This is a genomic window from Streptomyces sp. NPDC057002 (assembly GCF_042673825.1).
Taxonomy (GTDB): Bacteria; Actinomycetota; Actinomycetes; order Streptomycetales; family Streptomycetaceae; genus Streptomyces.
Genome location: NZ_JBHURZ010000014.1, coordinates 50,855 through 69,337, shown reverse-complemented (window position 1 = coordinate 69,337; position 18,483 = coordinate 50,855). Strand labels below are relative to the sequence as shown.

Annotated in this window: 9 protein-coding genes; 1 reads left to right on the top strand and 8 read right to left on the bottom strand. The window is 73.6% G+C overall.

Annotated features, from left to right (window positions below):
- Nucleotides 1-50 precede the first annotated feature (50 nt).
- From ACFT32_RS42800 to ACFT32_RS42765, 8 genes are all read right to left on the bottom strand, one after another.
- On the bottom strand, nt 51-1,856 hold the full coding sequence (locus ACFT32_RS42800) for a hypothetical protein (protein WP_382500022.1): 1,806 nt from the start codon (nt 1,854-1,856) through the stop codon (nt 51-53).
- Nucleotides 1,853-4,093: a CDP-glycerol glycerophosphotransferase family protein gene (locus ACFT32_RS42795; RefSeq protein WP_382500020.1), complete on the bottom strand. Its 2,241-nt coding sequence runs from the start codon at nt 4,091-4,093 to the stop codon at nt 1,853-1,855. Before ACFT32_RS42795 ends, ACFT32_RS42800 begins: the two co-directional genes overlap by 4 nt.
- An 8-nt stretch (nt 4,094-4,101) precedes the next feature.
- Nucleotides 4,102-6,300 carry a CDP-glycerol glycerophosphotransferase family protein gene (locus ACFT32_RS42790; protein WP_382500018.1) on the bottom strand — a complete coding sequence of 733 codons (2,199 nt, stop codon included), beginning with the start codon at nt 6,298-6,300 and terminating at the stop codon, nt 4,102-4,104.
- A gap of 140 nt (nt 6,301-6,440) precedes the next feature.
- Nucleotides 6,441-8,702 (bottom strand): CDP-glycerol glycerophosphotransferase family protein, encoded by a 2,262-nt coding sequence (locus ACFT32_RS42785; RefSeq protein WP_382500016.1) that lies wholly within the window; start codon nt 8,700-8,702, stop codon nt 6,441-6,443.
- Nucleotides 8,703-8,845: 143 nt separating this feature from the next.
- The gene (locus ACFT32_RS42780) at nt 8,846-9,706 is read right to left on the bottom strand and encodes a carbohydrate ABC transporter permease (protein ID WP_382500014.1); all 861 of its coding nucleotides are present in this window, start codon (nt 9,704-9,706) and stop codon (nt 8,846-8,848) included.
- The gene (locus ACFT32_RS42775; protein ID WP_382500012.1) at nt 9,703-11,049 is read right to left on the bottom strand and encodes a carbohydrate ABC transporter permease; all 1,347 of its coding nucleotides are present in this window, start codon (nt 11,047-11,049) and stop codon (nt 9,703-9,705) included. Before ACFT32_RS42775 ends, ACFT32_RS42780 begins: the two co-directional genes overlap by 4 nt.
- Before the next feature lie 4 nt (nt 11,050-11,053).
- Nucleotides 11,054-12,460 (bottom strand): ABC transporter substrate-binding protein, encoded by a 1,407-nt coding sequence (locus ACFT32_RS42770; protein ID WP_382500011.1) that lies wholly within the window; start codon nt 12,458-12,460, stop codon nt 11,054-11,056.
- Between the two features lie 199 nt (nt 12,461-12,659).
- The gene (locus ACFT32_RS42765) at nt 12,660-16,403 is read right to left on the bottom strand and encodes an FtsK/SpoIIIE domain-containing protein (RefSeq protein WP_382500008.1); all 3,744 of its coding nucleotides are present in this window, start codon (nt 16,401-16,403) and stop codon (nt 12,660-12,662) included.
- 365 nt (nt 16,404-16,768) lie between these two features.
- Here ACFT32_RS42765 and ACFT32_RS42760 point away from each other — a divergent pair, with 365 nt between their 5' ends.
- On the top strand, nt 16,769-18,469 hold the full coding sequence (locus tag ACFT32_RS42760) for a serine/threonine-protein kinase (protein WP_382500005.1): 1,701 nt from the start codon (nt 16,769-16,771) through the stop codon (nt 18,467-18,469).
- Nucleotides 18,470-18,483: the final 14 nt, after the last annotated feature.

The window sequence follows — 18,483 nt, the reverse complement described above, 5'->3', positions numbered from 1 at the left end:
CCAGATGTTCCCGCCCTGTGCGAGCTCTGACCCCGGGTCACCTCATCGGGTCAGTCGCAGAGCGCCTGCTCCGCCGTCGCGGGCCAGCGGGCGAACCGGAACCCCGTCCGCTCGACGGACCCCGTGAGGTTCCGCCAGAAGCGCTCGGCGGTGAGCGGCGCGCGCACCGACTGCTTCAGCTCGGCCAGCTCACCGCACTCCAGCGCGGCCCGGGCCGCCACGACCGTCTCCAGTGAGGCCCCGGCCCGCAGCAGATCGCGCTGCGGCGGGTGCCGCACGGCCCACTCCGCGAAGACCCAGTGGTTGCGCAGGAACTTCTCGTGCCCGGGCCAGCTCCACCGCTCCAGCGCGAGATGCGCGCCGACGGGACTGGCCAGCCCCCAGGCGTCGTTGACATAGGCGTCGAGCGGTGCCGCGGCTCCCGTGACGCCGAGATGACGGCCGACGATCACCACGTGGTACCGGGAGCCCGGCCGCATCGGCGTGGCGTGCAGCCGCCGCCCGGAGTCGAAATACAGCAGCGTCGGCCCGGGCGCGCGCACGGCCTCCGCCAGCATGCCGCGCCCCTCCGGCAGAGCGGGCCAGTTGCGCACCCAGGTGGCGGTGCGCACCGGGTTGTGGTCGCCGAGGGCCTCCACGTCGGAGCTGCGCACATTGAACGACCCGGGCGTGCCGCGCACGTCGAACGGCGTCCGCAGCGGGCTGACCGCGGCCCCCAGCCACACCAGCAGCAGCGCGCTCGCGACGCCGGTGAATCGGTTCGCCGGAACGACCAGCACCGGCAGGAGCAGCAGCAGAAGGGCGGGCAGGATCATGCGCGCGTGCATGTAGTCGCCGCCGACGCGGATCACGTACGCGGACAGCAGCAGGCCCGCGGCCAGTGGAGCCAGCAGTACCGCGAGCGAGGTCCGCCCCGGGGCGCGGTACCGCCGTTCCCGGCGTGTGCGTCGTACCAGCAGGACGGTCAGCGCGCCGAGCAGGGGGACGACGGGCCACAGCCAGTAGGGCCCGAGCGTCTCCTGCACATAGCCGGCTCCCCGGCTCCAGTCGCTGGCGCTCGCCTCCTTGGCGATGGCGGGCAGCGGCACCAGGATCCCGTAGTACCCCGCCCGGAAGACCTCGTAGGCCAGCGGCAGCGCTGCCGCCGAGGCCAGCATCGCGGCGGTGCCCCGCCGGGTGGGACGCAGCACCCACCACTGCGCCGCCAGGAAGCACGCCGTGACCACCGCGAGGTCGGGCCGGACCAGCGGACCCAGCCCGAACACGAAGGCGGCCGTGTACACCGGCCGGGCCGCCTGCCCGCGCCGGGTGCGCGTCAGCAGCCACCACGACAGGCCGGTCCAGAAGGCGCCCAGGCCGCTCTCCAGGCCCGAGGTCATGTACGACCAGAACGGCGGCACGGCCAGCAGCACGCACACACCCGCCGGGAGCAGCAGCCGGGCGCCCCGGTGCAGCCGGCACGTGGCGTACAGGGCGAGCCCGAACCCGGCGGCGCTCAGCAGCAGTCCGAGCCCGACCGCGAGGAACGCGGGGTCCTCGCCGGTGACCCAGGCGGCGAGCGCGAGCAGCCACTGCCACAGGGTGCCGGTCGAACTCTCCGCCCGCTCTCCCACGTTGAACACGGGACCGTTGCCCGCCAGGATCTGCCGGACCGGACGCAGATAGATCAGCCCGTCGTCGCAGATCCAGCGGCGCCGGTAGCCCAGCACGAACAGGGCCGCGGTGGGCACGGCGACCAGCGCCGCGTGCCACCAGTGCACCGGCCGCGGCCGCTCGGCGGCGGCCGGCGGCCGTGCCGAGGCGGCCCGCTGGCCGGGCAGGGAGGGGACGGCCTCGGGGGTGGCGGGTGTTCTCATCGCTCGACCAGCGCCTCGGACCTCGCACCGGCACCCGCGGTCCGGCGAGCCGCGGGCAGCGGCGCACCGCCCCCCTCGCCCAGCATCAGCAGGCGTACGACCCGCTCGGCGGCCCGACCGTCCTCGAACTCGCAGTACCGCTCCCGGAAGCCCGCCCGCAGCCGCGCCGACTCCCCGTCCTGCCAGGTGCCGGACGCGAAGAGCCAGGCCAGCTCGCGGTAGGAGCGCGACACATGCCCCGGCGCGTCGGCCGTGATGTCGAAGTAGGCGCCCCGGCTGGCCGCGAACGCGCCCCAGTCGTCGGCGTGGACCACGATCGGCCGGTCGAGGAGGGCGTAGTCGAACATCAGGGCCGAGTAGTCGGTGACCAGCGCGTCGGAGGCGAGCAGCACGTCCTCGACGTGCGGCTCGTCGGTCGCGTCCACCAGCACGCCCCGACGGTGCAGCTCGGCCAGCCCCAGACCGCGCGCCACGCCCCCGGCCAGCGAGGGGTGCAGCCGGACGACGAGGGTGTGGCCCGGGCCGAGGTCCTCGGCGAACCGGGCCGGGTCGAACCGGTCGACATGGCCGCCCTTGCGGTAGTCGCGCCGGGTCGGCGCGTACAGCACGACCGTGTCGCCGGCGGGGATGCCGAGCCGTTCGCGCACTTCCGGGCCCCGCTCCGGGTCCGCGCCGACCAGGGCGTCGTTGCGCGGACTGCCGGTCCGCAGCGAGGCGAAGTGGCACGGGTACGCCCGCTCCCAGGCCCGCTCCGCGTGCAGACCCGCGACCAGGCTGTAGTCCCAGCGGTCGGCCCGGCGCAGCATCTGCGGCACATCGAAGCCGTGCCGGGCGCCCGGCTTGGTCAGCAGATCGGCGCCCATGTACTTGAGCGGGGTGCCCTGGTGGGTGTGGATGTGGACGCTGCCGGGCCGCTTGGCCAGGGTGCCGGGCCAGTTGACGTTGTTCACCCAGTACGTGGCCCGCGCCATGACCTCGTGGTAGCGCCGCGAGCCCGGTGTCACATGGTCGATGCCGGGCGGCAGCGCGTCCACCGCGTCCTCCCGGACCACCCACACGCCCCGGATGTGCGGGGCGATCTCGCGCGCCTTGGCGTGGATCGCGGCCGGGTCGCCGGACACGCCCCGGTGGTGGGTCGCCGAGTAGACGGCGAGCTGCGGATCGAGCGGGCGCTTCGACTGGGCCGCGTACCAGGTGCGCAGAGCGGCCCCCGACGCCTTCCGCGCCACCCGCCGCTTCCTGCCCAGGGCACTCGCGCGCAGGTCCCGCAGACCGCGTACCGCCGCGTACGACGCGTAGGGCGACGAGGCCAGCAGCCGCATCTCGATCCCGCGCCAGCCGTCCGGCTCCGGGAAGCCGCCCTCGGGGAGGTGACGGCGGTGGAAGGAGCGGATCTCGCGGTAGAAGTCGCCCCGGTCCGCGGGCCGCACCCGGTCCTCCCGGGCCAGCACGAACAGCATGTGGTCCAGCGCCCGCTCCAGCAGCGGCGGCCGTGCCCAGTCGAGGTCGGGGCGCTGCTCCAGGAACGCGAACAGCCCTTCGTACTGCGGGAAGATCTCGAAGTGCCGGCGCCCCGGCGTCCTGGTGATCGCGCCCTGCCTGCGCTGCCGGTACTCCACCCCGATCCGGCCCAGACAGGCGATGCGGTCCGCCAGCACCATCGCCCGGTAGGTGACCGGCGCGTCCTCGTACAGTCCCGGCCCGTACTCCAGGCCGTGCTCCTCGAGGAAGGCGCGCCGGTACGCCTTGTTCCAGGCGACCAGGAACAGGTTCAGATACCGCGGGCTCTCCCGGATGCCGAACGTCTCCGTGCCCGCCTCGGCCAGCAGGTCCGCCGCCTCGCTGCGCCCGCCCCGGCCCCACCAGTGGGTGCGCACATGGTCGAAGACCAGGATGTCCGGGTCGCCGGTCGCCTCCAGACGCGCCGCCACGGCGGCCAGCAGACCCGGCGTGTAGCGGTCGTCGCTGTCGAGGAACAGGACGTAGTCGCCGGCCGCCTGCTCCCGTCCGGCGTTGCGGGCCCGGCCCAGGCCGACGTTCTGGGACAGGTGCAGCACCCGCACCCGGGCGTCGCGGGCGGCGTACTCGTCGAGGATCGCGCCGCTGCCGTCGGGGGAGCGGTCGTCCACGGCGATCACCTCGAAGTCGCCGTACGACTGGGAGAGCACCGAGTCGAGACACTCGCGCAGGAAGCCCTGCACCTTGTAGACGGGGACGATGATGCTGAAGCGGGGCACTTCTTCGGTCAGCTCCTTACGAGGGTGGCGGCGGGGGCCGGGACGCGCTCCGCGAGCGGGATCACGGGCGGGATCGACTCGGGCGGCTCCCCCAGCAGCACCCGGCGTACGACGCGCTCGGCGGCCCGCCCGTCGTCGAACTGGCAGAAGCGCTCCCGGAACGTGGCGCGCAGGGCCGTCGCGGACTCGTCCGCGTAACCGCCGTCGATGAAGGCCGCCGCCAGCTCCTCGGGCGTACGGGCGACCCTGCCGGGCGGGAGCTCCATCAGGTCGAAGTAGACGCCCCGGGTCTCCCGGTAGACGTCCCAGTCGTCGGCGTACACGACGATCGGCCGGTCCAGGTTGGCGTAGTCGAACATGATCGACGAGTAGTCGGTGACCAGCGCGTCGGCCGCCAGGCACACGTCCTCGGACGAGCGGTGCCCCGTGACGTCGATGATCCGGCCGCCGCCCCGGCCGGGCCCCTGGTCGTAGAAGTAGTGGGCGCGCAGCAGGACCACGTACTCGTCGCCGATCGCCTCGCAGAACTCGGCCAGGTCCAGGCCGGACGCGAAGCCGGTGGCGTAGTCGCGGTGCGTGGGGGCGTAGAGGATCGCCTTCTTGCCCTCGGGGACGCCGAGTTCCTTGCGGACGCGGGCGACGTCCTCGGCGGACGCCGTGCAGTAGACGTCGTTGCGCGGATAGCCGTACTCGAGGGTCTCGTGCGCACCGGGGAACGCCTTCTCCCACATCTCCGTGGAGTGGCGGTTGGAGGTGAGGTTGTAGTCCCAGCGGTCCACCCGGGCCAGCAGTCTGGCGAAGCTCCCCGTCGCCGCGGCCACCACGGGATACGTCGCCTGGTCGGCGCCCATCGTCTTCAGCGGGGTCCCGTGCTGGGTCTGCAGGTGGGTGCTGCCGGGGCGTTTGACCACGGCGTCCGCGAAGTTGGCGTTGTTGACCAGGTACCGGGCGCGGGCCAGCGCCTCCCAGTACTTCCGGCTGCCGATGACCGCGTACTCCACGTCCTTCGGCACGGCGTCCACCGCGTCCGGCTCCACCAGGAACACCGAGCGCAGGTGCGGGGCGAGTTCGCGGGCCTTGGCGTGGATCGCGGCCGGGTTGCAGACGTAGCCCCGGCCCCAGTACGCGCAGTACACGGCGAGGTTCTTGTCGAGCGGGAGACGCAGACTCGCCGCGTAGCGCAGCCGGGTGCGCAGCCCCCGGGGGCGCGGGAGCAGCGCGGCGGCCCGCAGCGCCCCCTGGTTGGCGGCGCGCAGGGTGCGGAACGCCGGGTACGAACCGGCCGCCAGCAGCCGGTGCTGGACACCGAGGCTGCCGCCGGGCGCCCGGTAGCCGGCGGGGCGGTGCCGCCGGTAGAGGGCGCCCGCCCGGCGGAAGAAGGCGCGCCGCCCGGCCGGCAGCCGCCGGGGGTGGGCGGCCGTCTTCAGTACGGCGGCGAAGAGCTGGGTGAACAGCGGCTTCAGCCGGTCCGCGGAAAGCCCCTGCTCCGCCGCCCGAGTCAGCACCAGCTCGGTCTGGTCGAGCAGCTCGGCATGGTGCCCGCCCGGAAGGTTCAGCCGGTTGCCCTGCCGGCGCAGCAGATGCCGGACGACGACCGCCCGCAGGGCCGCCACCCGCTCCGCCCGCAGGGCGACCAGGGCGCCGAACCCGACGTCGGTGAAGTGGTCCCCGGGGAAGGTGATGTCCCGGTCGGTGAGGAAGGCCCGGCGGTAGACCGCGCTCCACGCCGGGAGTGTCACGCCCGTCAGCTCCGGGGCCCGGCCGGGGGAGAAGACCCCGTCCGGGGTCCTGGCCAGCAGGGGCGCGGCCGGGTTGGCCGGCTCGCCCTCCCACCAGGGGGTGCGTTCGTGCTCGAAGTACAGCGCGTCGACGTCGCCCACCGCGCTCAGCCGGGCGTCCAGTGCCGCCAGCGCCCCCGGGACCAGGACGTCGTCGCCGTCGAGGAACAGCACATGGCCGCCGACGGCCGCCCGCAGCCCGGTGTTGCGCGCCCCGGCCAGACCGGCCGAGGGCGGGGAGTGCACCGGCGTCACCCGGGAGTCCCGCTCGGCGTACCCGGCGACGACGTCGGCCGCCGGTGCGTCGGGTGCGTCGCACACCGGGATCAGCTCGAAGTCGCCGAACGACTGGGCGAGGATCGAGTCCAGCGCCAGGGACAGCCGGCCCGCGACCCCATGGGACGGGACGACGATGCTGAAGCGGGGCATTCTGCTCTTTCTGTCGAGGGGCATCGAGGGGCTGCTTTTCAGGAGCGTGGCCGCCCCGACGGACGCCAGGACGGCGGCCGGCTGGGGGTCGGCCGCGTCGGGCTGGAGGGCATGCGGACTCCCCGGCGTGAGAACCGTGGTCAGAGGTGGTCGGTGATGTTCGGGGGACCGGCCGGGCGCGGCACCGTGGCGAGCGGCTCACGCGCCAGCGAGGCCGCCGCCGACGGCACCGGACGGCGCTCGCCGAGCGGGACGACCGGCGGCAGCTCCGACTCCCCGAGAACGACACGGCGGACGACCCGCTCGGCGGCCCGTCCGTCGTCGTAGGCGCAGAACCGCTCGCGGAACGCCGCGCGCAGCTGGGTCGAGCGGGAGCCCCGCCAGTGGCCGGTGGCGAAGATGTCGATCAGCTCGTCCTCGCCGCGCGCGAGGGCGCCCGGCGGGGAGGCCCGCAGATCGAAGTAGGTGCCGCGGGACGCCTCGTACGCCTCCCAGTCGTCGGCGTGGATCACGATCGGCCGGTCCAGGTTGGCGTAGTCGAACATCAGCGACGAGTAGTCCGTGACCAGGGCGTCCGAGGCCAGGCAGAGCGACTCCACGCTCGGGTGGTCGCTGACGTCGACGACCCGGCCGCGGGTGGTGGCCAGCGGGGCGCCGTAGGCGTGGTGGGCGCGTGCCAGGACGATGAAGCGCGGGCCGAGGCGGCGCACGATCCGCTGGAGGTCGAGGGTGCGGTGCTGGGAGCGGCGGTAGTCGCGGTGGGTTGGCGCGTACAGGATCGCCACCGTGCCCTCCGGGATGCCCAGCGAGGCGCGCAGCCGGGCCACGTCCGCCGTGGTCGCCGTCCGGAACACGTCGTTGCGCGGGTAGCCGTACTCCAGCGTGGTGTAGCGGCCGGGGTGGACGCGCTCCTGGGTCAGGGTGGTGTGGCGGTTGGCGGACAGCACGAAGTCCCACTGGTCGACGCCCCTGAGCAGCCGGGCGAAGTCCCTGCCGCGCGCCGCCGCCGGGCGCTCCTGGAGGTCCAGGCCGATGTGCCCCAGCGGGGTGCCCCGCCCGGTCTGGATCAGGACCTGGCCCCGGCGCTTGACCAGGCGGTGGTCGAAGTCGGTGTTGCTGACCAGGTACCGGGAACGGGCGAGCGCCGTCCAGTAGGCGGCCGTGCCGGGGACGACGCAGCGCGGGCCCGGCGGGCTGGCGTGATGGTGCTCCGGGCGGGCGATCCACGCCGTCCGGATGTGCGGCGCGAGGCCGCGGACCGCGGACTCCAGCGCGCCCGGGTTGCAGCCGTGGCCGCGGCCGTCGTAGGCGGCGAAGACGGCACGGTCGGAGCGCACGGGGAGGCAGCGCTGGACGCCGTAGTGGACCCTGAGCACGGCGGTCCGCAGGCCGTGCAGCAGCCTCTTGGTGGTCCGGGCGGCGGCGCGGTGCAGGGCCGCCGTCAGCTGGAGCGTGCGGTAGGTGCGGTGCAGGCCGAAGCGGATCAGGGTGTGGTGCACCCGGGCGCGCAGGGGGACGGGCGGGCCCGGGGTGCGGTAGCGGCGGTAGTGGGCGCGAGCTCGGCGCAGGAAGTCCGCACGCGAGCCGCGCGGCAGCCGGTCCCGCCGGGAGTACACGATCGCCAGGTGGTGGACCATGCGGCGGAACAGCGCCGGCCGCCACCGGTCCAGCTCGGGGCGCTCATCGAGATACGCGAACATCCGGTCGTACTGGTCGAAGACATCGAAGTGCCGCTCGCTGGTGGTGCGCAGGATGCTGCCCAGCCGCCGCTGCCGGTAGTGCACGCAGACGCGGTCGAGGGTCGCGATCGACTCGGCCGTCATCAGCACCGGGTACGTCCACGGTGTGTCCTCGTAGTAGCCGGGCGGGAAGGCGAAGCCCTTCTCCTCGACGAACTCCCGCCGGTAGGCCTTGTTCCAGGCGACCATCAGCAGCTTCAGCAGGCCCGGCCGGTCCTCCAGGCGGAACGGGGCCGGTCCCTTTTCGGAGAGCTGCAGGGCCGCCTGGTTGCGGACCGCCTCGCCCGTCCAGTAGGTGCGCGCGTAGTCGAAGACCAGGACGTCCGGCTCGCCGGTCTCCTTCAGCCGGTCGGCGATGGAGCGCAGCGCGTCCGGTGTGAGGGTGTCGTCGCTGTCGAGGAACAGCAGGTAGTCGCCGCTCGCGTGGGCCACGCCGGCGTTGCGGGCGGGGCCCAGGCCGACGTTCTCGGGCAGATGGACGGGCTGTACACGCGCGTCGCGGGCGGCGAACTCGTCGATGATCGCGCCGCACGCGTCCGGCGAGCAGTCGTCGACGACGATCAGTTCCAGATCGGGACAGGACTGGGAGAGCACCGACTCCAGGCACTCGTGCAGGTACGCCTGAACCTGGTACGCGGGGACAATGACACTGAACCTGGGCAAGAGGCCATCCATCGGTCGGCGCGGGCGTTCGGCCCGGGAACGGCCGGGAAGGCCACTTGGTTACGGCGGCTACGTCATCCGGGGGAATGTCGAAGGGACGGCCCGCCACCGGCCCGCCCCTCCAACTCCCTTATTTTTTATGGCTACTTGACCGCTCCAGCCATCACGCCGGACACGAACTGCCGCTGGAACGCGAAGAAGACGGCCAGCGGGATCACCATCGAGATGAACGCGCCGGGTGCCAGCACGTCGATGTTGTTGCCGAACTGCCGTACCTGAGTCTGGAGCGCGACCGTGATCGGCTGGCTCCCGGAGTCCGAGAAGATCAGCGCGACCAGCAGGTCGTTCCACACCCAGAGGAACTGGAAGATGCCGAGGGCGGCGATCGCCGGGCCGCCGAGCGGCATCACGACACGGAAGAACAGGCGCAGTTCACCCGCTCCGTCCAGGCGCGCGGCCTCCAGCAGCTCTCTCGGGATCTCCGCGAAGAAGTTCCGCAGCAGGAACACCGCGAAGGGCAGGCCGAAGCCGACGTGGAAGAGCACCACGCCGAGCACCGTGCCGAAGATGCCGATGTTGCCGAAGAGTTCGGCGATCGGGATCAGCGCGACCTGCACCGGTACGACCAGCAGGCCGACCACCCCGAGGAACCACCAGTCCCGGCCCGGGAACTCCATCCAGGCGAAGGCGTAGCCCGCCAGCGAGCCGATGATCACGACCAGCAGGGTCGCCGGGACGGTGATCCACACCGTGTTCAGCAGGGAACTGGTGATGTCGTCGTTCTCCAGCAGTTTCGCGTAGCTGTCGAAGGTGATCTGCGACGGCTCCGTGAACACCTTCCACCAGCCGCTCGCCGCGATGTTCTCCGGCGAGCGGAGACTGGACAGCAGCAGACCGATCGTCGGCACCAGCCAGAACAGGCCGACCACGATGAGGAACACCCGCAGCAGCCCACCGCTGACGCCCTCGGCGAGCCGGGACCCGAGCGACTGTTTCGCCTTCATCGCCGCACCTCCCGCCTGAGCCTGCGTACGTTGAACCACATCACCGGGATCACGAGCAGCAGCAGGAACACCGAGATGGCGCTGGCGATGCCCGGCTGGTCCTCGGAGAAGCCCTTGCGGTACAGCTCCAGGGCCAGGACGTTCGCGTCGTCCTGGGAGGAGCCGGGGGCGATGATGAAGACCAGGTCGAAGACCTTCAGCACGTTGATCATCAGGGTGACCATGACGACCGCGAGGACCGGCGCCAGCAGCGGCACCGTGACCCGTCTGAACACCTGCCACTCGGACGCGCCGTCGACCCGGGCGGCCTCCAGCAGTTCCCGGGGCACGCTCGCCAGCCCGGCCGCGATCAGCACCATCGCGAACCCCGCCCACATCCAGATGTACGAGCCGATGATGGAAGGGGTGACCAGGGACGGGCCGAGCCAGTCCAGGCCGTTGTAAGGCTCCGCGAAGTTGTTTGCCGGAAGCCGCAGTTGGGCCCCGTCGGCCGAGGCGGGCAGCGTGAAGGTGCCGTCGTCGGCGGCCGTCGCCGACGCCACGACCCTGCCGTCCTTCACGGCCTCGACCTTCATGCCCGCATAACCCAGTTCGGCCGGGTCGATCCCGTTGAGCTTGCCGACGCCCTCGCCGCGCGTGAAGTCCTGCCAGGTCGTACCGGTGACCTTGTCCGGCTCGGGCTTCGGCGCCACCGCCGTCTTCGCGTCGTCGGGCATCAGATCGGGCGCCACACCCACCAGGGGCAGCGAGACGGTCTCGCCCGCGCGCACGGGCGACTTGGTGATGAACGCGCCGCCGCCGGCCGGTTCCAGCGGCGAGTCCCTGCCCGGATGGGCCTTCGGGAACGCCGACGACGGGGCGAACGTGTCGTGCACGCCCACCCACACCGCGTTCGCCACGCCCTTGTCCGGATCCTGGTCGTACACCAGGCGGAAGATGATGCCCGCCGCCAGCATCGAGATCGCCATCGGCATGAAGACGACCAGCTTGAACGCCGTACCCCAACGCACCCGTTCGGTCAGCACCGCGAAGATCAGGCCGAGCGCCGTCGCGACCGTCGGCGCGAACACCACCCAGATGATGTTGTTCTTCAGCGCGGTGCGGATGCCCTCGTCGGTGAAGAGGGACTTGTAGTTGTCTATTCCGGCGAAGCCTTCACCGGACTGGTCGTAGAAGCTGCGTACGACCGAGTACCCGATCGGGTACACCACGAGCGCGCCGAGCAGGACGAGCGCGGGCAGCAGGAACAGAGCCGCGACGGTCCTGCGGGTGCCGGTCACACTCTTGCGCGTCTTGGGGGCGGCAGGGGGCCCGTTGCCCCCTGCCGCCGTGGCCGACGTCATGGCATCAGTTCCCGTAGGCCGCGGCCGCTTCGGCCTCCAGCTTCGCCTGCGTACCCGCGATGTCCTTCGGGTTCTTCAGGAAGTCCTGGAGGATCTTCCACTCACCCTTGCCGGGCGTGCCGCCGAAGGCCTGTGGGGCCTGGTCGGACATGTCGAAGCGGAAGTCGTCACCGGCGTCGATGAGCGCCTTGGCGATCTTCTGCTGCACCGCGTTCGGATACGCGGAGTTCGGCACGTTCTTGTTCGGCGAGAGGTAGCCGCCCAGCTTGGCCTGGATCTGTGCCGCGTCGGGGGAGGCGAGCCAGGTGGCCAGGGCCTGGGAGCCCTTCGAGTCCTCCAGGATCACGGCCGCGTCACCGCCCGAGACCACCGGGCCGTTGTCACCGACCGCGGGGAACGGGAACACCTTCGCGTCCGTCCCGATCTTCATGCTCGACGGGATGTTGACCTGCGCGAAGTCACCCGCGGAGACCATGGCCGCCTTGGGCTGGTCCCCGCCGGTGAAGACCTGCGTGACGGAGGCCGGGAAGTCGGTCTGCAACGCCCCGTTCGCCCCGCCCGCGATCCAGTCGGCCTTGCCCCAGACCTGCGCGAGGGTGGTCAGCGCGTCCTTCACGGACGGGTCCGTCCACTTGATCTCGTGCTTGGCCAGCTGGTCGTACTTCTCCGGGCCCGCCTGGGAGAGGTAGACGTTCTCGAACCAGTCGGTCAGCGTCCAGCCCTCGGCGGCGCCGACGGAGAACGGGGTGACGCCGGAGTCGAAGACCGTCTGCGCGGTGTTGAGCAGATCCGGCCAGGTCTCGGGCTCACTCGCCCCCGCGTTCTCGAAGACCTGGTTGTTGTACCAGATCAGGGACTTGTTGGCGGCCTTGTAGTAGACGCCGTACTCCTTGCCGCTCACCTTGCCGATGTCCTGCCAGCCCTGCGAGTAGTTCTCGCCGAGCTCCTTGAGGGCGTCGGCGCCCAGTGGCTTGGCCCAGCCCCGGTCGACGGCCTGCTTGATGGCGCCGGGCTGCGGCAGCATCGCGATGTCCGGCGGCTGCCCGCCGGCCACCTTCGAGCCGATGAAGTTGATGATCGGGTCCTGGGCCGGCACGAACGTGACCGTGGCGCCCGTGCGCTTCTCGAACTCTTCCAGGACCTTCTTGAAGTTGGCCTGTTCGGTGCCGCTCCACACGGCGGCGACCTCGAGGCTCGTCCCGTCCAGCTTCGGAAGGGTGACGTTGTCGGCGGTCTGCTGGGTGTCGCCCGTGCTTCCACCGCTGTCGTTGTCGCTGCTTCCGCAGGCGGTGAGCGAGAGCGCGAGCGCTCCCGCGGCGACGGCGGCCGCTGCCCTGGTGGCTCTGCGGCTCTGAGGGGTCGCCTTGTCGGGCGACCAGCGTGTCCGGATGGTGCTGCTCGTCATGCGCATGACTGCCCCGTTCTTCGTTCCTCGTCGAACGTCGAGCGCGCTCCCGTGCGATCTGGTCTACGCCCGGGTGTGCGGGGCGGCAAGATGGCGTCGGCTGTCAAGCGGGGGATCGTGACCCCCTCGTGACCAGGGGCAGAACCTCTGATCATCGGATGGGGGTCGGCTTCCGGCCAGCACCACGTACGCGTGCTGGCGAGTGCTACAGAAGTGACGGCACCTCTGCCGCCGAGACCTCCCTCGCCGCCCTTTCCAGCGCGCTGGCCAACAGTGCCAGGTCGGTCGGGCCGTTTCCGAGTTCCCGCACCGGGCGCCGGGCCGGAGGGTCACCCATGCGGTGCCATTCCAGGGGTACGACCGTGGGGCGCAGGGTCGCCGTCCGGGGGATGCGGCCGGTGACCCGCCCGCCCTGGAGCGGTGTGACCCGCCCGTCCGCGCACGTCAGGCTGCCCCGGCCGGGCGCGGGCTCGTCCGGGCCGGGGGCCGGGGCGTCGAGCGCGACGCGCAGGGTGGCCCGGCGGGCCGGTTCCGTCTCCGCCGTACGGGGGCACGGGCCGGAGGCCGTCACCAGATGGACGCCCAGCCGCTCGCCCTCCCGGGCCACGGCCTCCAGCGCGCGCATCACCGAGCCGGCGGCGGGCCGCCCGGTCGAGCCGAGCGCGGGGGAGACCAGGGCGTCCAGATCGTCGACGACCACGACGAGCCGGGGCAGCGGCGGCGCCGCCTCCGTCCGCCGCCGGGCCGCTCCGGGCCGCAGCCGCATGGTCGAACTGGACGGGGAGTCGAGATCCCCGGCACCGGCGGCCGTCTCGCCCTGGACACCGCCCCGGGCCGTGGCCGTGCGCTGGGCGACCATACGGCCCGACAGCTGGCGACCGCTGTGCCACTCGGCGAAGTCGGACCGGCCCAGCAGCTCGGCGCGCCGCTTCAGCTCGGCGCTCAGGGACTGCGCGAACTCCCGCATCCGGACCGGGTCGTGGGCCGAGAGATGCGTGGTCACATGCGGTACGTCCGTACACACCCGCAGCCCCTCGCCGTGCCCGGCGCCCGCGCCGGAGCCGCCCCGGCCGTCGACCAGCACGATGCCCAGCCGGTCCGGCCGCTCGGCGGCGGCCAGGGACGCGACGACCGCCCGCAGCAGCTCGGTGCGGCCGCTGCCCGGCGGGCCCTCGATCAGCAGATGCGGTCCCTGGGCCGCGAGGTCCGCGCCGACCGGGCCGCGCGGCCCGGCGCCCAGCACCGCGCGCACCCGGCCGCCCAGCGCGTCCGCGTCGTCGGCCGCGTCCGCCCAGCGCGCCATCAGCGACGCCGGGGTGGCCCGGGCCAGGCCCAGCTCGTCCAGCAGCCGGGCCGCCTGGGGCAGCGGCGCGGAGACCCGCGGCTGCCGCTCGCTCGTCGCCGCGTCCGTCCGCAGGGGCGCCAGCGCCCGCGCGAACCGCTCCGCCCAGGCGGGGGAGACCGCGTCGACGGTGGCGACCGTGCCGTGACCGGCCGGCGCGGAGCCCGCTCCGGCCCGGGCCACGCGCATCAGCCGCAGCGCCGTCGCCACGTCCCCGCTGAGCAGCGCGACCGCGCCGCACTGCCGGAACGTCGGCGACACCGCGCAGGCCGCCTCGTATGTCTCCGTCACCGGTGAGGCCGGGGAGGCGGCGGCCGTCTCGGCCAGACACACCACGTGTATTCCGGCCCGCGGGCCCTCCGCCGCCAGCCGCGCCACGGCCTCGCGCAGATCGGCCCCGCCGGGGTCGCCGTCCACGACGAGCACGGTGAACGGGCCGGGGAAGGGGACGGAAGCGTCGGTAGCGAGGGCGTCGTCCGGGGCCGGGTGGCGGGTGAGGGGCTCGGCGCTCCCGGCTCCCGCCTCCGCCAGCTGGTCCTCCAGACGGCGGAGGAGCTCGTCGGTGCGGGCCGCCGCCTGTTCGCGGTCGTGGGCGAGGAGCAGCCGGCAGTCCTGGCCGTGCCCCGGACGGACATGCGGCAGCCAGCCCAGCCAGGACCACTCGGCGGTGCGCTCCTCCAGAGGGCGGGAGCGGTCAGCGGCGATCAGGACGATCTCCAGCATATCGGGGGAGTGCAACGCGGTGAGCTGGGCCAGCAGGGCCCGGGCCAGTCCGCCGAGCCGCGCCCGAGGCCCGGCGAGACCCAGAGCACCGACCTCGCGCAGCCCGGCGGTCACCGGCACCGCGGGCAGCAGGCCCGAGCCGTCCGGCACCGCGCGGTCGGCCGTGCCGAGGCGCACCGCGAGCGCCTCCGGGTGGCCCGGACCGCGCTCCCACAGCCGGGGCCCCGGGCCCAGTGCCGTCAGCAGCAGGGTGGCCGGATCCGGCCAGCTCTCCGGCACCGCCTTCACGACGGCCGAGCGCTCCGCCACTCCGTCGGCCGGCTCGTCCTCGTACGTCTCGCGCGCGTCCGGCCCCTGCTCGCCGCGCCCACCGGCCAGCCGCCGGGCCCACGCCCCGAGCCCGCCACGCCTGCGGGACCCTTGCGGTATGTCGGTCCCCCGGAGGGGAGTGCCCTTGCGCCCACGCCCGGAGGGCTCGTCCGGGGAGCCGCCCGGGGTGCCAGGACCCTGGCCACCACCGGAACGCGCGTCCCGTCCCGGCCCGGAGACAGCGGAAGCGGACCCGGCCTCCGCGGAAGCAGGCCCGCCGACGGCTCCGGCCCGAGGACCGGCACCGTGGGCCTCGCCGGTGCCGTAAGCCCCGCCCAGCGCCCCCGCGCCAAAGCGCCCCGCATGGGTGTCGCCGTCGCCGAGCCCCGCCTGCGACGCATCGCGCTGCCGGGACTGGGCCGGGCCGTTCGGGGAGGCCGTGGGTGACGAGCCCTCGGCAGCATCGCGCTGCCGGGACGCCTGCGCCGGGCCGTCCGGGGAGGCCATGGGCGACGAGCCCTCGGCGGCACCGCGCTGCCGGGGGGCACGAACCACCTCGTCCGGCGAAGCCGCACGTGTCTCTTCCCGGGACGCCGCACGCGTGGAGTCCTCAGGGGAGACGCCGGCAGCGTCGCCCCGGGCCCCCGAGACCCGCCGCCCCCGCGCACCCGGCACGGCACCGGACCTGCCCTGTCCGGGCTCCGGGTACGCCCCATGCTCGGCCGCCCCCGCACCTCTGCTCTCGACCCGGGGCGCCCCGCCCTGCCCCGGCACCACGGCCGAGTCGGCGGAGCCCTGCCCGGCGGTGCCCGGGGCGCCCCAGGCCGCCGAGCCGTAGGCCTGCCGCGTAGGGCCGGAAGGGCCGGCCGGGGTGGGGTTCGCCGCGCGCGGGTGGGTCGTCGGGCCTTCCCCGGCGGGGCCCGGCACGCGCACGTGCCCCTCCCCGTCCGGAGTCGTGCCGACCCGGGCGCCCGGTCCTCCGGCGGGAGCCAGCCGCAGGGCCGACTCGCCGATCCGCAGCAGCGCCCCGGGCGCGAACCGGACGGCGCGGCCGCCCACCGGCCTGCCGTCCAGCGACGTGCCGTTCGTGGAGTCCAGGTCGGCGACCGCGACACGGCCGTCGGCGCCCACGGTCACCGCGCAGTGCAGCCGGGAGACGTCCGGGTCGTCCAGGGGCACATCGGCGTCGGCGGAGCGGCCGATGCGGATCTCGCCGCCGTGCAGCAGATGGACGCCGCCGGCGTCGGGGCCGGCGACCACCTGGAGCTGGGCCGGGGCGTCGTCCAGCTCGGGGTGCGGCTCCGGCTCGCCCGGCGCGCCCACGGACAGCACCGCGCCGTCGGTCAGCGGGGGCTCGCCGAGCGTGCAGCGCTGGGCGTCGAGCCGCTGCTCCCCGGCGTACAGCACCACCGTGCCCGAGCCGTCCCCGCCGGAGACCACCTGGGCGAGCGCCGAGGACACCGCCGCGAGCGCCGTACCGGCGGGCGCCGTGACCAGCACGTCGCTGCGTGGGGCGCGGCCCTGCGCCGGCACCGACGGGCCCAGCGGATCTACGACGGTCAGCCGGATCTGCATCGCCGTCAGCGGTCCCTTCTGCCCGGGCGCGGAGTCCCCCACCCCGCCCCAGCACGTCGGCCAATACCTGCAGGCATCCTCGCACCTGCCACTGACACCGCGCCCCTCGCTCGGGAAAAGGTGATCTTGATTGGTCGGCTCTGCCCGCAAAAGTGCCTGAGAGATGACCCACAGGCGACGTCTTGAGATCAGTCACGTTCATTCCCGGCAACCACAAGACCGAGGTGAGCGTCTTTGCTTCGAACGGATGTGAGAACGGCTACGTAAGACCCACAGAAAGCCGACACGCCGGTCCCCGGCATCGCGGCACTACAGTGGGTCGGACACAAGCCAGCAGGCAAGGCAAGCAGCAGGGAGCGCATGACGTGCGGCCGGTAGGCAGCAAGTACCTGCTCGAGGAGCCGCTCGGACGCGGCGCCACGGGCACCGTCTGGCGAGCCCGCCAGCGCGAGACCGCGGGCGCCGAGGCGGCCGTGCCGGGGCAGCCCGGCGAGACCGTCGCCATCAAGGTCCTCAAGGAGGAGCTGGCCAACGACGCGGACGTCGTGATGCGGTTCCTCCGGGAGCGCTCCGTCCTGCTCCGGCTGACCCACCCGAACATCGTCCGGGTCCGTGACCTGGTGGTGGAGGGCGATCTGCTGGCCCTGGTCATGGACCTCGTCGAGGGCCCCGACCTGCACCACTACCTGCGCGACAACGGCCCCTTCAGCCCCGTCGCCGCGGCCCTGCTCACCGCGCAGATCGCCGACGCGCTCGCCGCCAGCCACGCCGACGGCGTCGTCCACCGCGACCTCAAGCCGGCGAACGTCCTGCTCCAGCAGTACGACGGCCGGATGCACCCGCTGCTGACCGACTTCGGCATCGCCCGCCTCGCCGACTCCCCGGGGCTGACCCGCACCCAGGAGTTCGTCGGCACCCCGGCGTACGTCGCGCCCGAGGGCGCCGAGGGCCGTCCGCAGACCTCCGCCGTCGACATCTACGGCGCCGGCATCCTGATGTACGAGCTGGTCACCGGCCGTCCGCCGTTCGCCGGCGGCTCCGCCCTCGAGGTGCTGCACCAGCACCTGAGCGCCGAGCCGCGCCGTCCCTCCACGGTCCCGGACCCGCTGTGGACGGTCATCGAGCGCTGTCTGCGCAAGAACCCGGACGAGCGGCCCAGCGCCGAGAACCTCGCCCGCGGCCTGCGCGTCGTCGCCGAGGGCATCGGCGTGCACGCGAACTCCGCGCAGATCGCCGCCGCCGAGGGCGTCGGCATGCTCCTGGCGCCCGACCCGGCGCCCGCGCCCGTACCGGACATGTCCGGCGGGGCCGACCCCACCCAGGTCCTCCCGCAGGGCGCGGGTTCGTACGACCCGAACGCGGCGACCAGCGTCATGCCGCACACCGGCGGCCCGGCCGGCGCCTCCGACCCCACCTCGGTCCTGCCCCACCGGGGCGCGGCCGACCCGACCGCCGTCATGCCGCCGGTCCCGCCGGGATCGCCCGGCCACCCCGGCCAGCAGGGCCAGGGCGGCGGGCCCGAGGACCCGCACCCCTGGCAGAACCAGCTGCGGGCCGCCCGCGACCGCAATGAGCAGACGCAGGTCCAGAACTACCTCGACCCGGGCCAGGACCCGCTGCGCCGCCGCCCCCAGCGCCAGGTCGCCCGGCCGCAGCAGCCCCCGCAGCGAGGCCGCCAGCCCCAGCCCGGACCCGGCTACGGCCATCCGCAGCAGCAGCCTCAGCAGTACGCCCCGCAGCATCAGCCCCAGCAGCCGCAGCGCTACGCCCCGCCCCCGCCGCCTCCTCAGCCGCAGCAGCCCCAGCAGCCGCAGCAGCCGCAGCGCGAGCCCCGGCAGCCGCGACAGCGCAGCGCCAACCCGATGCGGATCCCCGGGCTCGGCTGTCTGAAGGGCTGCCTCTTCACGATCGTCATCCTGTTCGTCGCCGGCTGGCTGATCTGGGAGCTGAGCCCGCTCCAGGAGTGGATCGGCACCGGCAAGGGCTACTGGGACCAGCTCACCGACTGGTTCAGCACGGTGACCGGCTGGATCGAGAAGCTCGGCGGCTCTTCGGGCACGAACTGACCCGAACCGCCATG